Source organism: Chitinophaga sp. 9-1-y, from assembly GCF_059511905.2.
This window is the reverse complement of record NZ_CM197955.1, coordinates 6,807,823-6,830,652: the sequence shown is the minus strand read 5'-3', so window position 1 is coordinate 6,830,652 and position 22,830 is coordinate 6,807,823. Positions and strand designations below refer to the sequence as shown.

At 44.1% G+C, this 22,830-nt stretch carries 16 protein-coding genes; 13 read left to right on the top strand and 3 right to left on the bottom strand.

From position 1 onward, the window contains the following. Positions 1–33 precede the first annotated feature (33 nt). From AC5ZC7_RS26980 to AC5ZC7_RS26965, 4 genes are read left to right on the top strand one after another with little or no spacing between them, the layout of a single operon-like run. A complete protein-coding gene (locus AC5ZC7_RS26980) occupies positions 34–609 on the top strand; it encodes a glucosaminidase domain-containing protein (protein WP_496162147.1) in 576 nt (191 codons plus the stop codon). Positions 610–630: 21 nt separating this feature from the next. Beyond that, a complete protein-coding gene (locus AC5ZC7_RS26975) occupies positions 631–2,037 on the top strand; it encodes an SGNH/GDSL hydrolase family protein (RefSeq protein ID WP_496162146.1) in 1,407 nt (468 codons plus the stop codon). Continuing rightward, a complete protein-coding gene (locus AC5ZC7_RS26970) occupies positions 2,009–3,289 on the top strand; it encodes a GDSL-type esterase/lipase family protein (protein ID WP_496162145.1) in 1,281 nt (426 codons plus the stop codon). Before AC5ZC7_RS26975 ends, AC5ZC7_RS26970 begins: the two co-directional genes overlap by 29 nt. Next, positions 3,276–4,760 (top strand): MBOAT family O-acyltransferase, encoded by a 1,485-nt coding sequence (locus AC5ZC7_RS26965; RefSeq protein ID WP_496162144.1) that lies wholly within the window; start codon positions 3,276–3,278, stop codon positions 4,758–4,760. Before AC5ZC7_RS26970 ends, AC5ZC7_RS26965 begins: the two co-directional genes overlap by 14 nt. Here the strand turns inward: AC5ZC7_RS26965 and AC5ZC7_RS26960 are convergent. After that, entirely contained in the window at positions 4,757–5,680 is a 924-nt protein-coding gene (locus AC5ZC7_RS26960; RefSeq protein WP_496162143.1) for a helix-turn-helix domain-containing protein, read from the bottom strand. The two genes, AC5ZC7_RS26965 and AC5ZC7_RS26960, sit on opposite strands and share 4 nt — an antisense overlap. A gap of 171 nt (positions 5,681–5,851) precedes the next feature. On the opposite strand from AC5ZC7_RS26960, the gene AC5ZC7_RS26955 reads away from it, so the two are divergent. Continuing rightward, a complete protein-coding gene (locus tag AC5ZC7_RS26955) occupies positions 5,852–7,180 on the top strand; it encodes a porin (RefSeq protein ID WP_496162142.1) in 1,329 nt (442 codons plus the stop codon). 70 nt (positions 7,181–7,250) lie between these two features. Here the strand turns inward: AC5ZC7_RS26955 and AC5ZC7_RS26950 are convergent, their stop codons facing one another. Next, on the bottom strand, positions 7,251–8,303 hold the full coding sequence (locus tag AC5ZC7_RS26950) for an ATP-binding protein (RefSeq protein ID WP_496162141.1): 1,053 nt from the start codon (positions 8,301–8,303) through the stop codon (positions 7,251–7,253). Positions 8,304–8,510: 207 nt separating this feature from the next. Further along, complete coding sequence (locus AC5ZC7_RS26945; protein ID WP_079471020.1) at positions 8,511–9,194, bottom strand: response regulator transcription factor; 684 nt, start codon at positions 9,192–9,194, stop codon at positions 8,511–8,513. A gap of 380 nt (positions 9,195–9,574) precedes the next feature. Between AC5ZC7_RS26945 and AC5ZC7_RS26940 the strand changes: the two genes are divergently transcribed. The 8 genes from AC5ZC7_RS26940 to atpA all read left to right on the top strand — a co-directional run bounded on the left by AC5ZC7_RS26940 (position 9,575) and on the right by atpA (position 22,399). Next, positions 9,575–11,776, top strand: a complete 2,202-nt coding sequence (locus tag AC5ZC7_RS26940; RefSeq protein ID WP_496162140.1) for a hypothetical protein — start codon at positions 9,575–9,577, stop codon at positions 11,774–11,776. A gap of 166 nt (positions 11,777–11,942) precedes the next feature. Next, positions 11,943–13,703, top strand: coding sequence for an ABC transporter transmembrane domain-containing protein (locus AC5ZC7_RS26935; RefSeq protein ID WP_496162139.1), 1,761 nt, complete (start codon positions 11,943–11,945; stop codon positions 13,701–13,703). 74 nt (positions 13,704–13,777) lie between these two features. Next, the gene (locus tag AC5ZC7_RS26930; protein WP_496162138.1) at positions 13,778–17,539 is read left to right on the top strand and encodes a DUF3857 domain-containing protein; all 3,762 of its coding nucleotides are present in this window, start codon (positions 13,778–13,780) and stop codon (positions 17,537–17,539) included. 487 nt (positions 17,540–18,026) lie between these two features. Beyond that, positions 18,027–19,178 (top strand): F0F1 ATP synthase subunit A, encoded by a 1,152-nt coding sequence (atpB, locus tag AC5ZC7_RS26925; RefSeq protein WP_496162137.1) that lies wholly within the window; start codon positions 18,027–18,029, stop codon positions 19,176–19,178. A 72-nt stretch (positions 19,179–19,250) separates the two neighbouring features. Then, on the top strand, positions 19,251–19,508 hold the full coding sequence (gene atpE / locus AC5ZC7_RS26920) for an ATP synthase F0 subunit C (RefSeq protein ID WP_089758700.1): 258 nt from the start codon (positions 19,251–19,253) through the stop codon (positions 19,506–19,508). A gap of 112 nt (positions 19,509–19,620) precedes the next feature. Further along, entirely contained in the window at positions 19,621–20,115 is a 495-nt protein-coding gene (atpF, locus tag AC5ZC7_RS26915) for a F0F1 ATP synthase subunit B (RefSeq protein ID WP_496162136.1), read from the top strand. A gap of 62 nt (positions 20,116–20,177) precedes the next feature. Beyond that, a complete protein-coding gene (gene atpH / locus AC5ZC7_RS26910; protein WP_496162135.1) occupies positions 20,178–20,738 on the top strand; it encodes an ATP synthase F1 subunit delta in 561 nt (186 codons plus the stop codon). 83 nt (positions 20,739–20,821) lie between these two features. Next, on the top strand, positions 20,822–22,399 hold the full coding sequence (gene atpA / locus AC5ZC7_RS26905) for a F0F1 ATP synthase subunit alpha (RefSeq protein ID WP_496162134.1): 1,578 nt from the start codon (positions 20,822–20,824) through the stop codon (positions 22,397–22,399). Positions 22,400–22,830 lie beyond the last annotated feature (431 nt).

Sequence of the window (22,830 nt, the reverse complement as noted above, 5' to 3'; positions counted from 1 at the left end):
AGAAAACTATCACCTGATACAAAAAATACTACCATGAGAATTTCAACATTCTTTAAGAGGACAGTATGGTTATGTGCGGTGTTATTATTGCTAATGCTCAGCAATGTTGGGTTTGCACAACAATCCACAAACAATTATCTGAAGAAATTTAAACCAGTATCTGTAGAATTAATGCAGGAAACTGGTATTCCAGCCAGTGTTATTCTCGGAATAGCCATGCTGGAATCTGGTACCGGAACCAGTAGAAATGCTAAATTGCTGCATAATCACTTCGGTATTGTGGGCAAGAATAACATTTCACAAATCAAGCCCGGACACCGGTCCGTGTACAAACAATATGTTACCGATGTGGCTTCCTACGAGCATTTCGTGGAGCTGCTGGCCAGCAAAAAATGGTTTGGACAAATGAAAGGCAACCCGGAATTTTCCGTATGGCTCAAGAAAATGAATCATAGTGGTTATTCCTCTGCCGGTCATGAATGGATCAGAAGAGTGACGAACATTATTAACCGCTATAAACTGTATAAGCTGGACGCAAGCATGGATAGCGTGGCAACGGACTCCAAACAATGGTTAACCGTAGGCATGCCGGCAGCGGGCGACCGGTGATATGCTAACCGATTTTAAACTATGTCCGGCAAAAATAAGTCTGCCTATCCGTTCTATATCATTTTAGGAACATTAGTATGCCTGGTTGGGCTGTCACAGCTTAATTACAGCTTTTCATATAAAGACTTTCAATTCCGGAAAGTGGATATGTTGTCAGACCTGAGAACAAATCCGTCTTCCCCGGACAATCAAAAGCTTACTGCTACCGGAAAGGACAGCAGTAAGCTTTCTGGTTTAGACAGCACTGGCATTGCTGCTAACCCACACGTACCTAATCCGGACCATAGCCACGACTTTATGTCGTATGATGGGATCCTGGAATACGCCTCCCCCGTAGCCGGTGATACCATTGTGGGGATGAAGCAATTCCTCGCCGCCCTGAGAGAGCTGAAAGCCGGTAAACGCCGTAAAGTACGCATCGCCTATTTTGGTGACTCTATGATTGAAGGTGACCTTATCACCGGTGATTTGCGCGACAGCCTGCAACATTTCTTCGGCGGTGCAGGTGTTGGTTTTGTACCAGTAACCTCTGTGGTGGCATCTTTCAGAACTACCATCACCCATACCTTTTCTACTGACTGGAAAGATTATCACTACAAAAATTCACCCCCCTCCAATATTACGCTCGGTTTATCCGGACATACCTTTTATCCTGGTGGCAACAGCTGGGTGAAGTATTCACCTGTGAAAAAGCCACTGCTGGATAAGTTCCAGGAAATATCCCTGTTGTATGGCCCTGCTGCTGCCGGTACTGTTACCATTAACGATAAAGCCTATACGCTTTCCGGTAGTGCAGAAGTAAACAGGCTGGATTTGCAACAGGATACCGCACAACCTTCCCTGATGCTGCGTTATTCCGGTAGCGCCATGCCTTTTTATGGTGTTTGTTTTGAAAGCGGCAATGGGATTTATGTAGATAACTATTCCTTCAGAGGTATTAGTGGCGTAGAATTGGGTCACTTGTCTGCTGATATGGTTCGCCGTATGCAACAGGAAAGACCTTATGACCTGGTAGTAATGCACTACGGCGCCAACGTATTGTTCCGCCCGGAACTAACCGACTATAGCTGGTACGAACGTCCTATGAAGAAAGTAATGGATTCCCTGAAGCAGGATTTGCCGGGAACCTCTTTCCTGATGATTGGTACCGCCGATAAATCTTACAGAAAAGCCGATAAATATATTACCGCACCAGGCGTAGAAGCATTGCTGAAAGTACAGCATGACCTGGCTGCCGGGCACGGTACCGCGTATTGGAATCTTTATGCCGCAATGGGCGGCGAAGGGTCCATGGTAAAGTGGGTAGAGGGAGATACAGTGATGGCCAACAAGGACTATACACACTTTAACAGAACCGGAGCAGCCAAAGTAGGAGCGCTGCTTTACAAAGCTATTATGAATGAATACAGGCTGGCACAACAACCTTAGTAAAAGATGGGTGGCAGTGTTTTCATTGTTACTCGCCGGTATTACCACCTATGCACAACAGGTCAATGTCAACAACATTCAGCAGGACACTGCATTGTACAATGTTTTTCATTCCTTCGCTGCAGCAGATAGTAATGTAATATCCATCCTTCACCTGGGAGATTCCCACGTGCAGGCGGGCTATTTCCCATTGGCAACCGCTTCTTTGTTGCAGCAACAATTAGGCTACGCAGGCAGGGGATATGTTTTCCCCTATAACCTGGCTGGTACCAATGGTCCGGAAGATTTCCGGTGGAACAGCACTGTCAGGTGGTCATCCGAGAGAGTAGTAGACCGGAATAAATCCGACGTACTTGGGCCTGGTGGTATTGTGATCAGTTCACAAAACGAGGCGCCTACCCTTTCTTTTGCCGGTAAGCCGGATGGCGCCATGGATAATAACTTCCGTAAAGTACAATTGCTGTACGATGCTGGGAATACCAACAATACTGTGGTGGCGCCAGATGCAACGGTAACCGTTACACCTGCCCCTTTCCCCGGATCGCCTACCATGAGTATGGCGACGCTTGATTTCCTACAAACATCACAGTCGTTCCAGGTAAGATGGGAAGGTACCGGCACCGGTTCTTTCCGCTTTTATGGCGCCGTGATGCAAAACGGTCGTAACGGTATCCTTTATCATAGCATTGGGATCAATGGGGCACAGTATCAGCAGTACAATGAAATCAGTAATATCCTCCTGGCGCAGATGGCCGTGTTGAAACCACAATTAGTGATCATCTCCCTGGGAACAAATGAAGCCTATGGCCGACTGGACCCGCTGGCCTTCAGAGACGAAATAGATAAAGCCGTAACACTCATCCGGCAACAAAATCCTTCCGTAAATATTCTGCTGACCACACCTCCGGATTGTATGCGTGCCGTAAGAAGAGGAGTGAGGAAGAAAGTAGGAAAGAGAAAATACAGGACAATATACCACACGGCGTATTATCCAAACCCATATATCTCCATGGTGACACAGCAAATCATGGGATATTCCAGACAGCATGGTATTGCGTGCTGGAATTTTAATGCCGTAAATAAAGCGCAGAAGGAGAGATTTGCAGGAGCATGGGCGCCAGATCATATTCATTTTAATGTGAGAGGATACCAGGTGCAGGGACAACTATTGTACGAAGCCCTGCAACAGTCATACTCACAATATTTACAGCAAATAAAGAAAAATACAGTTATCTCCAATGATCAACGTTAATGAACTGCTTTCAGAGCTGTTGTACGATGAGAAAAATCCAGTGCTCTTTAACAGCGGCTTCTTCTTTTATTTCTTTGCATTGTTCATGTTTTGCTATTTGCTTGCGAGCAGAAGTAAAACGGCCAGGGTGTGGATTTATACCATATTTTCCCTGTATTTCTTTTACAAGGCATGTGGCTACTATGTGGGCCTGGTGATCCTTTCCGCTATTGTAGACTTTAACCTGTCGCGATGGATTCATCAAAGCCAGGATAAGAAAGTAAAAAAATCATTACTGATATTCAGCATCCTGCTTAATATCGGATTGCTGTTTTATTTCAAGTATACCAACTTCTTTATAGGCATCATCAACGACTTTACAGCGGGACATATTTCGTTCCTGAAGTTAATACTGCCTATCGGTATCTCTTTCTACACGTTCGAGAACCTGAGCTATACCATTGATGTGTACCGGGATGAAATTAAGCCGGTAAGCAACTTCATGGATTACCTGTTTTTCCTTTCCTTCTTCCCGAAACTGATGATGGGCCCTATTGTGCGTGCGGCGGATTTTATACCGCAGATTTCACAGCCTTATCGTTTGACTTCCGAAGATATTGGCAAAGGAATGTACCTGATCATGGCTGGGTTGTTCAAGAAAATTGTGATATCGGATTTTATCTATCAGAACTTTGTTCAATATATTTTTGATGATCCGAGCAAGCATACCGGCCTGGAATGTTTACTGGGTGTGTATGGATATGCGTTGGTGATTTATTGCGATTTCTCCGGTTATTCCGATATGGCACTGGGTATTGCCCGCTGGACCGGCTTCAAGATTCCGCCTAACTTCGATTCTCCTTACCAAAGCTCCTCTATTACAGAGTTCTGGCGCCGCTGGCATATTTCTTTGTCCAGTTGGTTAAGAGATTACATCTATATCCCGTTGGGAGGTAACCGTAAAGGCAAGGTACGTCAGTATATCAACCTGGCGGCTACCATGCTGATTGGAGGTTTCTGGCATGGTGCCAGCTGGAACTTTATCTTCTGGGGAGCCTTACATGGCGGTGCATTGGCGATTGATAAGGTGCGTATCGATGGGCTGAAGAAAAGCAAAAAAGTATTCACCGGTGCAAAAGGTACCTTCTTTAAGATCATTGGTATCCTGGTGACCTTCCATTTTGTATGTTTCTGTTGGGTATTTTTCAAAGCTGCTACTTTCCACGATGCGTGGTCGCTTATACACCAGGTATGCTATGATTTCCAGCCGGAAATAGCGATGGAGTTGTACAATGGTTATACCGCAGTGTTCTGGGTAATGGTGATGGGCTTTGTGCTGCATTTCCTGCCTGCCAAAGCAGAGTTTTCCATGGAAAGCATTTTGGGACGCATACCGGTTGCCGGCAGCGTAGCCATTATGGTGGTATTTATGTGGTTGCTGGTGCAGGTAAAGAGCACGCAGCCAATGATTCCGATTTATTTCCAGTTCTAATATCGACGCTGCCAGGGAATGAAAATGTCACATTTCTCTGCGCCCGTCAATGAAATAAAGAAGTGGTTCCCACTCATTTTGAAATAGCCTGCCCGGCAGCTTTTGTTGATGAATTCATACATGGGTAACCCGGCTGCTACAAAGCTCATGGGGACTGGCAACTTTTTATAGTATCCTCCGGGAATGTGTTTGGTAAATAAGCCAAACGCTTCCTGGAAGGACAACCGGATCTGCAGATGGGCCATATCATACGCTTTCGTAACGGGCACCATAATTCCCACATACATCATCATTTTAGTGTAATTGGTTACCGGTACTACATCCAGTGTACCGGTGATGACCATAGCACCTGGTAGCATCAAAGAGGTTCTGATAGCATATAATTGCTGTTGGTAGATGCTCATATACTCCACCATACTTCTTACAGGATCATTATTGCGGGGAAGGATATTATAATACAATACATAATCGGGTAATCGCAGGTCTTCCGTTCTATCTGGCGAAAAAATGAGGCTGCTGGGGTCATTGTGTGGTGTAGTAGCTATTTTGGTACGGGCCAGGGTATGTTCTTCATTAGGCAGGTAGATCCGGTCGCGGAAGCTGATAGGTGCTTCGTTATATATTTCCCGGAATGCTTTGGTGAAGCTGGAATGGGTATACCCACACATTTCACTGATTTGGCCGATGCTGAAGTCGCTGTGGCGGAGATAGCCGGCACCAGCTTCCAGCCGGCGTCTTTTGGTAAAATGGATATATGATTCGCCGTAAAACTCCACAAATTTGTGAGAGAAGTTGTCCAGCGATTCGCCCACCATATTGGCGACTGTTTTGAGATCCCGCTCGCCAAACGGGTCGTCGTGAGATAATGCAATGGCCAGTTGTATCTTTTTCTCCCAATGGTTAATAGTGGATGCTTTCATAGCGGCATATTTTGGTATTTTCGAGGTGATCCTAATCTACTCATTATGATCTTCTGAAGATCCTTGATCGCCGGAATAGGGCCGGATTAACAACCGTTTAACAATTGTTCCGGGTTCTTGAGATTAAATAATTGCTAATTCTATACTTTTGCGCAATAATTAAACTTACTGATGCGCATCGCCAGAATCTTTCCAATCGTTGTTTTGATATTGTTTTCTTCAATGGCCGTTCGTGCGCAGTTCCTGATGGACATGATTGACACTACCACTGAATTGGGAAAGGGGATGATATCTATGTATCAGAAGTATGATGCATTGCGCTTCAGTGGTTATATTCAGCCGCAGTTCCAGATGGCACAGTCCAGGGGGGCGGCCAGCTATGCGGGTGGCGACTTTGGCGCGGCAGTAGATAATCGTTTTACCCTGCGCAGAGGACGTATCCGCATGGATTATGAGCGTTTCAACAAATACGATATGCCGGTGGTGCAGTTTGCCTTCCAGTTTGATGGTAGCGAGCGGGGGGTATTTATCCGTGACTTCTATGGACGTTTTTTTGAGAACAAGTTCAATGTATTATCGCTTGTGGGGGGGATGTTTGCCCGTCCCTTTGGTTATGAGGTGAACCTTTCGTCTGCCGACAGGGAAACGCCGGAAAGGGGTCGTATGTCGCAAATACTGATGAAAACGGAGCGTGATCTGGGAGCGATGATCACTTTTGAACCGCGGCGTAAAGATCATCCCCTGCGTTTTCTGCGAATAGATGCAGGGGCGTTTAATGGACAGGGACTTACTGCCACCACCGACTTTGACAGCCATAAAGACTTTATTGGCAGAATTGCCGTAAAACCCCGGAAAATCATGAATGCCCGCGCGCTGTTATCAGGTGGTGTATCTGTGTTATATGGAGGCATGCAGCAGTTTACCAACACAATTTATACCATGGGTACGGTGAATGGAAAGCCGGGCTACCTGGTAGACTCGTCGGCCGCGAATAAAGGGAAAATTGCACCAAGGCATTATTATGGTGCGGATATACAATTGAAAATTCCCAATGGTCCGGGTAAGGGCAGTACCCAGTTCCGGGCAGAATATATCCGTGGGCAACAAACCGCAACTGCGCTTACAACAGAAACACCGGGCGTTATACCGGTTGATGCACAGGGGAAGCCACAGTCTTTATATATCCGCAGTTTTGATGGTGCTTACTTGTATTTTATCCAGAACCTGGGCAGCGATCAGCACCAGGTGGTAGTAAAATATGATTGGTATGATCCCAATAAGAAAGTATCCGGAAAGCAGATTGGAGCGCCCGGCGCCGGACTTACGGCAGCGGATATACGCTATAATACGCTGGGATTGGGTTATTTATATTATGCCAACGAACACCTGAAATTTATGTTCTACTATGATTGGGTGACTAGTGAAAGTACAGAGCTGGAAGGATATAAGCAGGATTTGAAAGATAATGTGCTCACCTGCAGGATGCAGTACCGGTTTTAGAAGCAGCTATTAGCTATTAGCTGTTAGCAGTTAGTCTAGCAGCTAACAGCTAACTGCTAATAGCTCTTTCTTACGCGTCTCTCCCGGACTCCATGGTAAATCCAAACGTGCTGCCTATTTCAGGTTTGCTACGTACGGTGATGGATTGATCGTGGGCTTCTACAATATGTTTTACGATAGCCAGGCCAAGACCAGTACCGCCAATATCGCGGCTGCGGGCTCTGTCTGTACGATAAAAGCGTTCAAATACGCGGGGAAGGTGTTCTTCCGCCATTCCAATACCATCATCTGATATTTCTACCAATACCCTTTTGCCGTCCATGCTGTAAATGCTGGCAATGGTATGTCCATCCGGTTTGCCGTATTTGATGGAGTTGTCTACCAGGTTGATGAGTACCTGCCTGATTTTTTCTTTATCAGCAAACACCGTTTGTGGTGCTTCACAACCTTTCTTGATATGGAATTTAATGCCTTTGGTATTTGCTTTCAGTGACAAGGTATCAAACACATCTTTGATCAGGTCCTGAATCACAAATACTTCTGCATTTACGGTCATTTCGCCACTTTCCAGTTTGGATATTTCATCCAGGTCATCAATCAGCCGGCAAAGGCGATCAATGTTTTTGGTAGCATTTTTCAGGAAGAGCTTATTTACATTGGGATCTTCCAGTGCGCCATCCAGCAGGGTGTGGATATAGCCCTGTACTGCGAAGATGGGTGTCTTCAATTCATGGGAAAGGTTTAACAGGAATTCTTTCCGGAACTCTTCATTCCGGCGGAGGTTTTCCAGTTCTTCTTTCTTCTGACTGGCCCATTTTTCCACATCTTCACTTACTTCTTCAATGGTTTTCAGGGGGAGAATATTTTTCTGAAAAAACTCTTCCCGTTTAGAGGCCTTCGTTTGATAAATGAATTTGTAAATCAGCTTTATTTTCCTGTAAATGAAGTTCTGTAAAGTATACAGATACAGATAATAGGATACAAGAAAGGTTAGCACGAAAGCGCCCACTACTACTTGCCACTTGCCGTCCACCAGAAGGCTGCCCAATGCGATGATAGCTGATATCACGAGGGCGGTAAATCCCGCTAACTTTTGCGGGGACAGGTTTTTTGCTTTAAACATACTCCAAAGTGAGTAATTAGTATAATAATGGGAAATTACTTTAAATTTCTTACTTACCATAGAAAAGCTGTTAGCCAGTAGCTTTTAGCTATTAGCCAACGAGTGTTTTGGTGGAAAATTTTTCAGAAAACTGAATTCAGGTGGAGCTGTCAGGGTCACCTGTTTAGCCTTTAAGGCTAACAGGTAACAGCTAAAAGCTATGCATGCTTACATCTCGAATTTATATCCTACTCCTTTTACGGTAGTAATCAAATCGATGCCTATTTTCTGGCGTATTTTGCGGATATGCACATCGATGGTGCGATCGCCTACAATGACTTCTGTACCCCATACCTGGTTCAGAATTTCGTTACGCAGAAATACACGACCGGGTTTGGAGGCGAGTAACTGCAGTAATTCGAATTCTTTCTTGGCCAGGATAATTTCCTGTCCTTTGTAGGTAACGGTAAATTTTTCGCGGTCAATGATGAGGTCACCGAGGGTAACACGTGTTTCTTCCGGCTTGTGTAAACGGCGGAAGAGCGCGTTGATTCTGCTTACCAGCAGTTTGGGTTTGATGGGCTTGGCAATGTAGTCATCCGCTCCCATGTTCAGACCATCTACTTCAGATTTTTCGTCGTTCAGGGCGGTTAAAAATAATACCATCGTGTCTTTGAACTCAGGGATTTTCCTGATTTCGCGGCAGGTATCAATGCCGTTTTTGTTGGGCATCATGATATCCAGCATAATCAGATCCGGTCTGAATATTTTTGCTTTCTGGATAGCCTCGCTGCCGTCTTTCGCTGTTACGGTGTCGTAACCTGCTGTTTTTAGATTGTAACTGATAATTTCCAGAATATCCAATTCGTCATCTACAACCAGAATTTTTCCTGCAACCGCTTGGTCTATCATAAATTTTGCTTTTAAAAAGACGGGACAAAATTATAAAGCCATTCCCGTGATTAATGGAAAATTAACATTATGAAATTGTTAATTCAATATCAGCTTGGTTTTCCGAGGACCAATGGCAAGGTACGCCAAATAACAATATGCCTGCGATATGGTAAATATTCGCTATTCATAGGAGCATGATTGTTAAAGAAACGACGTTTGGGCAATTTTTAAACCGATAAGGAGGCGCAAATAAGGGTGCAAAAATGGCAATAATGGTCATAGATGTAATTATTATATGTATTTGAGCCTTAAAAACAGCAGATAGCAACACAACACTGGCAAACTCTGTATTTTGGTTGTAAATTTGCTACCTGGGTCTCGGGAAAAGATCATTTAGTATGAGAAGATTTCTATTGATATTATCGCTGATTGTATTAGCAGTCAGCCAGCTACAGGCACAAGGCAGCAGTCATCATCCAATTCCGATCAGCAGACAGGGATTTCATGATAACATAGACAAAGAGCAGGCAGCAGCCGCCAAATTCGATGGTAAAGCAGATGACCTGGTAAAGGTATCGGACGATCAAACCATCAACCTGCAGGTCACTAACGCCCTTCTGAAGGAAGTGGACGATATGCAGCAGGAAATTGAAGACAACGATGCTTTAGACCACCGGCTTAAAGTAAAGTACCTCTCCGGCATCTATATGCTGCTGAAAGATTACAATCAAAAGCGCGCCCACCGCAACATTGATCCGGAAGAGGCCCCCGCTATGGTGCAGGCATACCGCAATATGATGCACGCCGATATCAAAGGCCAAAGCATATTGCCCTATATACAGCATCTGTCTTATGAAGGCTCTGAAAAACTCATAGAATGTTTCCAGGATAACTCCGGCTATAAAGATGCGAGGGGACAAGTGTTTACCAAATTCGCTTTCAACAACCTGGAAACGGTGATGCCTAAACTGTCGGAATACCTGAACTACCCGGGTACCGATTCTATCATCGCAGCAGTAGCACGTAAATACCCTAACCAGGTATTGACTTATGCTACCTCCTTTACGCCCATGGCGAATGTAATAAAGCGTAACCAGGATCCGATTGTACAAACCATTGTACGCATCGGGCAATCGCCGCAAAGCACCAAAATATTGCCTTTTATAGACGAAATACTGGCCGGCAGTACTACCGTGGATAAGCTGGAAGGTATCGTAGACAACGATTACCAGTATTATAAGCAAATGGTGAAATCCACCATCGCTTTACAACGGCTGAAAAACGAAGGGAAGAATCCATTCGGACTGAAAGCCATGATGGAAAATATGCAGGCTAAATCACTGCTGTATATCCGCGATGTGAACGATTTGCATGAAGAACCGGCACCGGTTCGCTTTGCCAGCGTTAAAAACTTTACACCAGAAGAACTGTATTACCTGATCGTTAATGGCCAGGAAGAATTGTATACATCCAGCTATACCAATCACAACAACGCCGGTTTATACGACCAGATGATGATCCGTATGAAGCCTCCCCGCGGCGACAGCTTACTGATGATGGTGAATTTTGACCGCTTCAAGAAGTTCATCGCAATGGCGGCCGGCTTCAACACCCTGGATAACTTCCTGAAGTCCATGGCACCGGAAAACTCCAACTATCTCATGCAGAAGTATGTGCAGAACCTGGAGAAAACAGAAGACCTGGAAGATGCGGTAGACGTAGCAAACTCCTTTGGTAGCATCCGGGATGAAAAACTACTGGACTTCCTGCGGGTAGAGGTAAAAAAGAACTTGGCCTACGTAAAAAAACACGATGATAGACGCGGTACGGTTATTTACCAGTTGCTGAGCAGCCTGTTTGAAACAGAGTCGAAAGATGAGAACGATTCTTCCAAAGCAACAGACATGGCTAGCAAGCTGCAGTTGCCTCCTATCAATTTCGTGTCTTCCGCAGCACTGGAAAGTGATAGCGGCAGAATTTACCAGCAGGTATTTTTCTATGGAGACAAAGACGGACAGGAATCTTTCGCCAGCTTCATGACTAATTTCCCTGCTGCCGACTGGAGAGTCAGTAAAAATAAGTATTGGGTAACGATTACTGCTACCAAAGGAAAACCCACCACTATTTTTGCGAATCTGCCCACCGACGAGCCAGCAGATAAAGAAGCGATTTCCAAACTCTCTGAATTCCTGGATGAACGCGATATTCATCCCACTATTTTCATTCACCGTGGCCACAGTTATCATATCAACACCACCCTCGAAAACCTCCAAAGCTCTGCTAAAATTGTAGTGCTGGGTTCCTGCGGCGGTTATCATAACCTGGCTACCGTATTGGAAAAATCACCGGAAGCGCATATCATCTCTTCTAAACAGGTGGGTACCCGTTTCGTGAATGAACCAATCATCCATACACTAGAAGACCAGGTACGTGCAGGTAAGAATGTAGACTGGGTAGTGATGTGGGCACAACTCACAAAAAGATTTGCCGGAGACGCCCGTAACAAAGACCTCTTCAGCGACTACGTACCACCTCATAAAAACCTCGGCGCGATCTTCATCAAAGCTTATAAGCAAATCATGAAGGACGAGAAAAAATAGTTAGCAGAAAGCATAAAGCAAAAAGCTATTGAGGCGATTGACCATTGCGGATATTAATTCGCTTTGATTAATCGCCTCAATAGCTTTTTGCTTTTTGCTTTATGCTTTCTGCTTTCTGCTATTTATCGTAGGTTTGTTGTATAATACAAATAAACCTCCTGGCACATTGGAAAATCTTGCGGTAAAGAAAGTATTCGATTTTAGTTTATTACGGCGCATATTCTCATTCGCAGCCCCCTACAAACGCTCCTTCTACATATCGATGGTATTAACGGTTATTTTAGCCGCTATATCTCCCTTACGCCCTTACCTGATACAAGTAACGGTAGATAAATATATCGCTAGCCAGTTGATGCAGATGTTGCTGTTGGTAACAGTCATCCAGGTAGTATTACTGGTATTGGAAACCATTGTACGCTTCTTCTTTTCTTATCTCACCAACTGGCTGGGTCAGTCGGTGGTAAAAGACCTTCGGGTAACCGTGTATAAAAAGATTGTACACCTGAACCTGGCCTTTTTTGATAAAACGCCCATAGGTACACTCACTACCCGTACCATCAATGATATTGAAGCCATTAACGATGTTTTTTCTGAAGGAATTATCTCTATCGTAGCGGATTTACTGATGATTGTGGCCATATTGGTGGTGATGTTTATAGAAGACTGGCGTCTGACGCTGATTAGCTTGTCGCCCTTCCCCATATTGATTTTCGCGACTTATATTTTTAAAGAAAGTGTCAATAAATCCTTTTACCGGGTACGTAACGCTGTTTCTGCACTCAATGCCTTTGTGCAGGAACATCTTACCGGTATGGTAGTAGTACAGGCATTTACAGCAGAGAAAAGAGAATTTGCACGGTTTAAACACATCAATAAAGATCATCGTAAAGCCAATATAGACGCCATTTTTGCCTACTCCGTATTTTTTCCGGTAGTGGAAATTATCCTGGCTATCTCCCTGGGTTTAATGGTATGGTGGGGCGCCAATAAGGTATTGAACTACGAGGTGACTCAAGGCGTGATGATCGCATTTATTATGTACCTGAATATGCTGTTCAGGCCGCTGCGTATGCTGGCTGATAAATTCAATACACTGCAAATGGGTATGGTAGCCAGTGAACGCGTTTTTAAAGTGCTGGATAACCAGGATTATATCCCAGACAGAGGCCACGAAAGCGCTGAAAACATGAAAGGTGCTATCACATTTGATAACGTATGTTTTGCCTATGTGGATGACCGTTATGTACTGAAAAATATCAGCTTCCATGCTAACCCAGGTGATACCATCGCCATAGTAGGACATACCGGTTCCGGTAAAACCACTATTATCAGTATCCTGAACCGGCTATACGAAATTCAGCAGGGAAGTATCAAAATCGATGGGATTGATTTACCGGCATATTCCCTGGAATCCCTGCGCAGCAAAATAGGCGTGGTGTTACAGGATGTATTCCTGTTTGCCGGATCTATTTATGATAATATTACCCTGCATAACAGCAATATCACCCCGGAACAGGTGGAGAGCGCGTCTAAACTCATCGGTATCCACGATTTCATTATGCAGTTGCCCGGTGGTTACAATTACCAGGTAATGGAGCGCGGCAGTACTTTATCGCTCGGACAACGGCAGTTGATTTCCTTTGTACGGGCGCTCCTGTACAACCCGGCAATCCTGGTACTGGATGAAGCTACCTCTTCAGTTGATACAGAATCAGAAATGATGATTCAACAGGCCATCGATAAACTGATAGCAGACCGTACTGCCATCATCATTGCACACCGGTTATCGACCATCAGCAAGGCCGACAAGATTATAGTGCTGGATAAAGGCGAAATTAAAGAAATGGGTAACCACGAAGAGCTGTTGAAACTGGAAGGGTTTTACTACAAACTGCATAGTATGCAATTCAACGTCAGCAAAGTATAATTGCATACCTCGTAAGTTGGATATAACTGAGATAAAATTATTTGTACATTTATTGCAGTTAAATCCTATACCTGATGAAAAGAGTTGTTAACGCTATTCTTATCTTGTTACTGTGCCCTGCTTTACTATTTGCAGGCGACTATGAAAAAGCCTGGGAAGCTATCCACAGGAACGATCTGAAACTGGCGGTTACTTATTTGCAGAAAGTTATTAAATCCGGCGGCCCGCAGAAAAACAGCGCTATTAGTACGCTGGTGCTCCTGCATGGTGTATCCGATTATTCAGAAGACTTTACCACTACTTATTTCAATCCAGTGGCCGGTTTTACGGATCCGGCCCCATATGTGTATGCGCTTTGGTTCAATGGTGCTATCCTGGGTGATTATGGATTTAAGAAAGGCGCCCAGTTGGAGAATATAGACCGGATCATCACAGATTCTGTACATTTCAATGGCTCTATGCGTGCAGCTGCCCGTTATGTTAAAACGCATCACTTTGTAGGCGGTAACCAGGCATCCCTGGCTACACCGTTGTACAAGCAGATGGGCTGCCTGCAGGACTGGGCCTATGTAGGACCTTTTGATAATATCATGGGCAGCGGCTTTGATAAGGACTATGGCCCTATAAAACAACCCAACGGCAAGAATTTTATTTCTAGTAATAATAACCCGGTAAACTGGTTTGTGCCACTTTTTACCGATCGGCAGGGATGGTGTTTTGTGGGCTCTGCCTTCAATTCCGGAAATGCGATCGGTTACCTGCAAACTTTTGTTAAGCCCACGGCAGCAATAGATGCGTTGCTTTGCCTGGGTAGTTGCGGTTCCATAAAAGTATGGGTAAACGATAAGTTGGTCATCACCCAACCAGAGGAACAGGTGACGGAGCTGGACTGGTGGAAAACGAAAGTGCATCTCAATGACGGGTACAATCGTATCCTGGTGCAGGTGGGCTATACAGAAGGAAATAATATTCCCAATTTCATTATCCGTTTAACAGATAATAATTACACACCCATTGCAGGAATAGCTACGAAGATACAACCGGAAGCCTATCAACCGGATGATTCGAAAACGGAAGTGACGCTGATTCCCCACTTCGCGGAAGACTATTTTAAAAAGGCTTTGCAGCTCCATCCGGCAGATCCTGTAAATGCGATACTGCTCAGTAAAGTATACCAACGTAACCAGGAATGGGATAAGGCCAAGGCGGTGATGCATCAGTTGCAAAAAGATTATCCGAAAGATATGTTGTTACAGAATTATTATGTGGATTGCCTGTCCAGTGAAAATGATGTAACAGAAATTACAGAGCGTATGGAGGCCATTAAAGCCCTGACCCCGGATAATTACTGGATCCTGGCCCGCAAAGTAAACCAGTTGGAAGAGGAGAAAAATTACACGGAAGCAATGGGTGTATTGGAGCAGATGATTGCTATGAAAGGAGAGCAGCGCTATACCACTTACCGGAAATTGCAGCTGTTGGTTAAGCAGGAGAAAATGGACAGCGCCGTGCAGGTGTTGAAATTTGCCTATGAAAAGTATCCTTTCTCTTCAGATATAGTGGGGATGATGTACTTTTTTGAAGCAAAAGGCAACAACGATCCTGCGAAGGCGTTGGCGGTGCTGGAGAAATATTGCGAGAGCAGGTCTGTTTATTCCATGCAGGAATTACTGATTGAAGAATATCTTAACCAGGGGAAAACGGCAGCAGCCGTGGCCTTGATGCAAAAAGTAAAAGATCTGAATAACTATATGGCTGATAGTTACAGTAAGCTGATCAAGTTTTATTATGGAAGACAGGAATACGATTCAGCCTTGCATTATCTCCACATTACACGACAAATGCAGCCCTATAGCCACTCACCGCTGGGGGATATTGCCAACTGTTTTTTGCAGCAAAAGCAAAATGATTCGGCCATACACTATTATAAACAGGCATTGACGATGTATGCCGGCGGATTTGGTTACCGGGAAAAAGTGCGTACACTGGAAAAGAAACAGCCTTTGGAGAAGTATTTCCCGGTATTGGATTATTATAAAGAGATAGCTACCGCATTGAAAGCTCCCCGCGATTCATCACAGTCCTATGCGTATGTTTTTGATGAAAAAAATGTGATCGTTTACCCGGAGGGAGCTGGCGAACAAACAATCAATACCGCTATCAGCATCAATAATAAGAAGGGTATTTCCCGCTGGAAGGAGATTTCTATTCCCTACAATACGGTGTACCAGGATGTGATGATTGTGAAAGCGGAAGTGATCAAAGCGAATGGTTCTAAAATACCGGCAGAAACCAACAATAATGAGATCGTATTTACCAAACTGGATGAGGGGGATGTGATTTATTTCAATTACAAAATCAACAGTTATGGACGCGGGCGTTTAGGCAGGGAGTTTTGGGACAAGGTGTATTTTTCTTCTTATGTGCCAAAGCATATATGCAGTTACAATGTGTTAATATCAGACAGTATTCCGTTGTATTATGAGTATGTAAAAGGAGGGGATGTAAAGCCTAAGATCAGCCAGTATGAACAGTTCAGGATGTATAGCTGGAGAGAAGAAAATATCCCGGCGCTGCGCAATGAGTCTTATATGCCCAGTGTGAATGATATCGGTAAGGTGTTGCATTTGTCTACCGTGAAAGACTGGGATGTAATAGGTGAGTGGTACAGCGATATTACCAGGGTGCAGTCGAAAGAAGACTTTGAAATTAACGAGGCCTGGAAAGAAATTTTCCCATCCGGAGTGGACAAGCTGGATGACATCACTAAAGCAAGAAAGATATACGAGTACATCGAAAAGAATATTGCTTATAGTTCAGTATCGTTCCGTCAGGGTGCTTATGTACCGCAGCGTGCCGGTAAAACGTTGGTAACGCGGCTGGGAGATTGTAAGGATTTATCAACGCTGTTCCTGGCGTTTGCACGGAAGTCGGGGTTGGAAGCCAACCTGATACTGGTGAGCACCCAGGATTATGGGGAGCATAATATGCAACTACCTTCTATGGACTTTAACCATTGTATTGTGCGGTATAAAGCCGGTAGTGAATATCGTTACCTGGAATTAACAGATAATGCGTTGCCATTTAATTCGTTGTCGTCTGCCCTGGCGGGTGCGCAGATCCTGAATATTCCCTACAATTATAAAGGCGGTGAGAAGATAGGTGTACTGTCTGCTGCTAACTTTGCCCCTAAATCAATTCACCGTCGCCTGCAGGTGGATTTAACCGGCAGTGATCAACGGATTATTTCCGATTGTGCGTATAGTGGTGAGCTGGCCTCACAGATCAGGCATACCTATCAGCATAAAACGGCAGAAGAAACGAAGGATGCGGTACAACGGGGTATTAGCGGGTTGTTTAAGAACCAGGTAGTATTGGATAGTTTCTCTTTTCGCAATTTGGATAACCTGGAGGATACGGTGTGGCTGCGAACTACATTTACGGTCAAGAATGACGTGATCAATGTGGGGGACTTTAGTATGATTAAGCCTGCGTTTATGGATGTAGTTGCCACGGCGGATATTTTTACACCGGAAGCGCGTCAGCATCCTTTTCTGTATGGCAATTATGAAAACACGGATGACTACAGTACAGAAATTCGTGTTCGTTTGCCGGCAGGAAAGCAGTTCGATCAGGTGCCGGGTAATGCCAGTTTGCAATTGGATGAGATGAATTATGCGCTGGCTTTCAAAAAGGAGGGAGATGACCAATTGGTAATTAACCGGCACTTTAAAACAAACTGTAATAAGACAGTAGCGCCGGTAGCCTTTAAGCAGCTGGAAACATTTTTCAATGGGATTATAAAAGCGGAGCAGAAGTATGTTTCGTTTAAATAGCGGGATGGGGGAACGGATTGGTCAATAAAGATGACCAGGAAGTATCCATCTCCATAAAATTATAAAAGGGCAATGGCTGAGAAATTATTTCAACGTAACCAACTTGCCATGGTTACGGGAAATAATTTAAAGCCTTGCCCTTTTGTTACATTTATACATATATAATTATTTTACTATAAAAAATATCTCTTGTTCTGCTGTATGGAATGCATGCTTACCTGGTTGGGGAAAGTTTGTCTGGCTGCGTCCGGTAGTAGCCGATAAATGATGAAAATATTAATATGAATTACATCTAGAGATGGTTGATTTCAACCATCTTTTTTAATCCTAAAAAATGATATTTTTTAACTACAAGTGGCTGTTTATCAATATAATTAGAATATATCGTTCTTTTTTTTCGTAGTCGCTTAATTTTGAAGATAAAAACGAGTATCTTTGCGCAAAATTTCAGAAAACGGTGATTTCTTTCAATTGGTTCAAACATAGAATGGTAGCACTTGTGATGGTTTTAGGCCTTCACGGTATTAGTAATTTTTCCTTTGCACAGGACAGTCATCATGAGAAAGCAGCGGCAACCGCTGTAGAAGGTGAGGCGACGAAACAGGGAGGAGAGGCTGAACCTAAGAAATTGGATATTAAGGAAACAATTTTCGGCCACGTAAAAGATGCCCATGACTGGCATCTGCTGGAGATTGGTGAAACACATGTAACGTTGCCGTTACCGGTGATTATCCACAATCCAACCCGTGGAACTTCTGTATTCCTGTCTTCTGCGTTCCATCATCGTCATGAGGCGCACGATGGTTACCGTATCGTAACAGACCACTACCGTAAGGAGAAAGGACTGGATGCGGCCAAATACCCGGATGAAGAAATAATTGCGGTAGATGCCAATGACAATCCAACCGGCGAAAAGATCTATGATCTGTCTATCACCAAGAATATCACTTCTATGCTCATTGCTGCTATCCTGTTGATAGTGATTATGACCAATGTAGCAAAAGCTTACAAAACACGTGGTTCCAAGAAAGCGCCTAAAGGTTTCCAGAGCGTAATTGAGCCGGTGATTATATTTATGCGCGACGAAGTAGTGAAGCCTAATATTCCTGGTAAGGGCGCTGCAAAGTATACTCCTTTTATTCTGACTATATTCTTTTTCATCCTGATCAACAACTTATTGGGTCTGTTACCTGGTTCTGCCAACGTAACCGGTAACCTGGCAGTAACTTTTGCCCTGGCGGTGATCAGCTTCCTGGCGATTTTGTTTGCCAGCAACAAGCATTTCTGGGGGCACATTTTCAATCCTCCGGTACCTTTCGGTGTAAAAATCATCCTGGTTCCGGTAGAGTTGATTGGTGTATTTACTAAGCCAGTATCCCTGATGATCCGGTTGTTTGCCAACATTCTGGCGGGTCACATCATTATCCTGAGCATTATCTGCCTGGTATTTATATTCGGTGCTATGAGCCCGATTGCTGGTTTTGGTTTCATGCCGGTAACTATCCTGTTCAACATCGTAATGATGATGCTGGAGTTGCTGGTAGCCTTTATCCAGGCGTTCATTTTTGCTAACCTGACGGCTGTATTTATTGGCCAGGCGATGGAAGGTGGACACGATGATGCACACGCACATCACTAAAAGCTAACCTGTATAACTGGTAGCTTCCAACATTAGAAATAACTTTTTTAATAATTCAAATACATATTCATTATGGCACTTTTGTCTATTTTATTGCAGGCTGCTGCTGCATCTGGTCTGGCTAAAGCTGGTGGTGCTGTTGGTGCTGGTATCGCTGCTATCGCAGCTGGTATTGGTGTTGGTAACATCGGTAAGAGCGCTCTGGAGTCTATCGCTCGTCAACCAGAAGCTGCTAACGACATCCGTGCAAACATGATCCTGGCTGCTGCGCTGGTTGAGGGTGTTGCCCTCTTCGGTGTAATCGCTGGTCTGTTGGCGGTAGTTATGTAAGCCGAACTTTTTACTGCATCCGGCGCACAGGGCAATGGATGCAGTAATCTTTATGCCAATTTTGAAATTAGTAAGAATCAACATAACAACAACAATATAAAATTCTAATTATATGGATCTGTTACAACCCGCGTTAGGCTTGTTTCTTTTTTCATTTATCATTTTCGTCATCGTTTTCCTGATCCTGAAGAAATTCGCCTGGGTTCCGATCCTCGCTGTTTTGAAGGAAAGAGAAGACTCCATCACTGATTCCATTACTACAGCAGAAAGAGTGAAGGAAGAGATGGCTCAGATGAAAGCAGAACATGAACACGTGCTGGCAGAAGCTAAGGCTGAAAGAAGTAAGATCCTGAAAGAAGCGAAAGACGCGAAAGATCTAATCATCAGCGAAGCTAAAGCGCAAGCGCAGGCAGAAGCTAAAAAGATCATCAGCGAAGCTTACACCGCTATCGAAAACCAGAAAATGGCTGCGTTAACGGATGTTAAGAACCAGGTAGGTAACCTTGTGATTGAAGTGGCGGAGAAAGTGTTAAGAAGAGAACTGGCTGATAAAACAGCGCAGGAAGGTTACGTTAAACAACTGGCAGGAGAAATCAAATTAAATTAAGAGATTAACTTTTGACCTTTGGCTTAACCGCTGAAGGCCGGAAGCTAAAAGCTAAAAGCTATATGCAGAATCCCCGTTTAGCATCCCGGTATGCAAAATCATTGATAGATCTGGCGCAGGAACTGAACCAGCTCGAAGCGGTGCATACTGACATGTTGTTTTTACAACAGGTGATGAAAAGCAATCCTGATGTGGTGAGTTTGCTGAAAAGCCCGATTATTAAGGCTGATAAAAAGCAAAAAATACTAGCCGCTATCCTGGATGGCCGTGTAAGCGCTACTACCATTTCCTTTGTGAACCTGCTGGTTAGCAAAGGTCGTGAAAGCGCCCTGGCAGAAATGTCTACTGAGTTTGCACGTCAATACATGGTGCTGAAAAATATCAGCCCGGTTAAAATCACCACTGCTGTTGCACTCGATAACGCCACTTTGGATGTTATTAAACAGAAGATTGCCAGCGAAACACCACAACAAATCCAGCTGGAAACAGCCGTGAATGCGGATTTGATTGGTGGTTTCGTACTGGAAGCAAATGATCAGCTGTTTGATGCGTCTATCCTGCGTGATCTGAAAGACATCAAACAACAGTTTAACAAGAACATTTACGTATCTGACATACGTTAATCAATACAGCAGCCGCTGCGTACACGCAAAGCTGTTGTCGTTATACTAAATTTCTTTAACGACTTTTTTTTAAAATCATAATTATGGTTGATATTAAACCTGATGAAATTTCGGCGATATTACGCCAGCAGTTAAGCAACTTCAATGCTTCTGCCGACCTGGAAGAGGTAGGTACAGTATTGTCGGTGGGTGATGGTATTGCCCGCATTTACGGTTTAGGTAACGTAGGTTACGGTGAACTGGTTGAATTTAGCAACGGCGTTAAAGCTATTGCACTGAACCTGGAAGAAGATAACGTGGGTGTGGTATTGATGGGTCAGTCAGCAGGTATTAAAGAAGGTGATAAAGTACGTCGTACCAAACAAATCGCATCCATTAAAGTGGGTGAAGGTGTAGTTGGTCGCGTTATCAATACACTGGGTGAGCCAATAGATGGTAAAGGCCCATTGAAAGGTGAACTGTACGAAATGCCACTGGAGCGTAAAGCACCAGGTGTATTGTACCGTGAGCCAGTAAAAGAACCACTGCAAACAGGTGTAAAAGCAATTGATGCGATGATTCCTGTTGGTCGTGGTCAGCGTGAGCTGGTAATTGGTGACCGTCAAACAGGTAAAACAGCTATCTGTATTGATACTATCATCAACCAGAAAGAATTTTATGAAGCAGGTAAACCTGTTTATTGCATATACGTAGCGATTGGTCAGAAAGCATCCACTGTTGCTGGTGTAATGAAAACATTACAGGAAGCAGGTGCAATGGCTTACACTACTATCGTTGCGGCTAACGCTGCTGATCCGGCTCCGCTGCAGTTCTACGCTCCATTTGCGGGTGCTGCTATCGGTGAATTCTTCCGTGACTCAGGTCGTCCGGCCCTGATCGTTTATGATGATCTGTCTAAACAAGCGGTGGCTTACCGTGAGGTATCCCTGTTGCTGAAACGTCCTCCAGGCCGTGAAGCTTATCCAGGTGACGTATTCTACCTGCATAGCCGTTTGCTCGAGCGTGCTGCGAAAATCATCAGCAACGATGAAATCGCAAAACAGATGAACGACTTACCTGAATCTATCAGACACCTGGTAAAAGGTGGTGGTTCCCTGACAGCATTGCCTATCATCGAAACTCAGGCGAGTGACGTATCAGCTTACATCCCTACCAACGTAATCTCCATCACTGATGGTCAGATCTTCCTGGAAGGTAACCTGTTCAACGCCGGTATCCGTCCTGCGATCAACGTAGGTATCTCTGTAAGCCGTGTGGGTGGTAACGCTCAGATCAAATCCATGAAGAAAGTATCTGGTACCCTGAAGCTCGATCAGGCACAATACCGTGAAATGGAGGCCTTCTCCAAATTCGGTGGTGACCTGGATGCTGCTACCAAAGCAGTTATCGACAAAGGTGCCCGTAACGTGGAAATCCTGAAACAAGCTCAGTTTAGCCCATACGCCGTAGAAAAACAAGTAGCTATGATCTACCTGGGTACTAACGGTCTGCTGCGCGACGTGCCTGTTAAACAAGTGCGTGCTTTCGAAGAAGCGTTCCTGAATGAAATGCAGGTACGTTTACCAGAAGTACTGACTGAGTTCAAAAAAGGTAACCTGCCAGAAGATGGTATCAAGAAAATGGTTACACTGGCGAACGAACTGAAACCAAGATTCGCATAATAGCGTTCTATCGCTTACTATAAAAAAAGCACCCTTTGCTGAAAAGCAAAGGGTGCTTTTTTTATAGGTATAATGTACATTTTTGATATAAAATTATATTTATATAATTGATAATAAATCTTTTAAAAAAGAAAATATAAGGCGATTGCTTTTTATATGGACAGTCCGCTATACATTTGCGACAGACCGTGTATCCACAAACTAGTACAACGGGTTCTCATATTTCCGCATAATCTTTCCCAACGGAGTCGTTCATAGCCACCTACATCAGAGTAAATATCACCAAAATTACACCCGTAGTTCGTCAGTTTTAGATTGGCTTTTATTAACTATTGCTTCTTTTAATTCATTTCAGAAAACTCCGATACGCTTGTCTGAACCCCCAGGACAACAGTGCGATGAGATGTGTTTGTTCAGCAATGGTCTGAGGC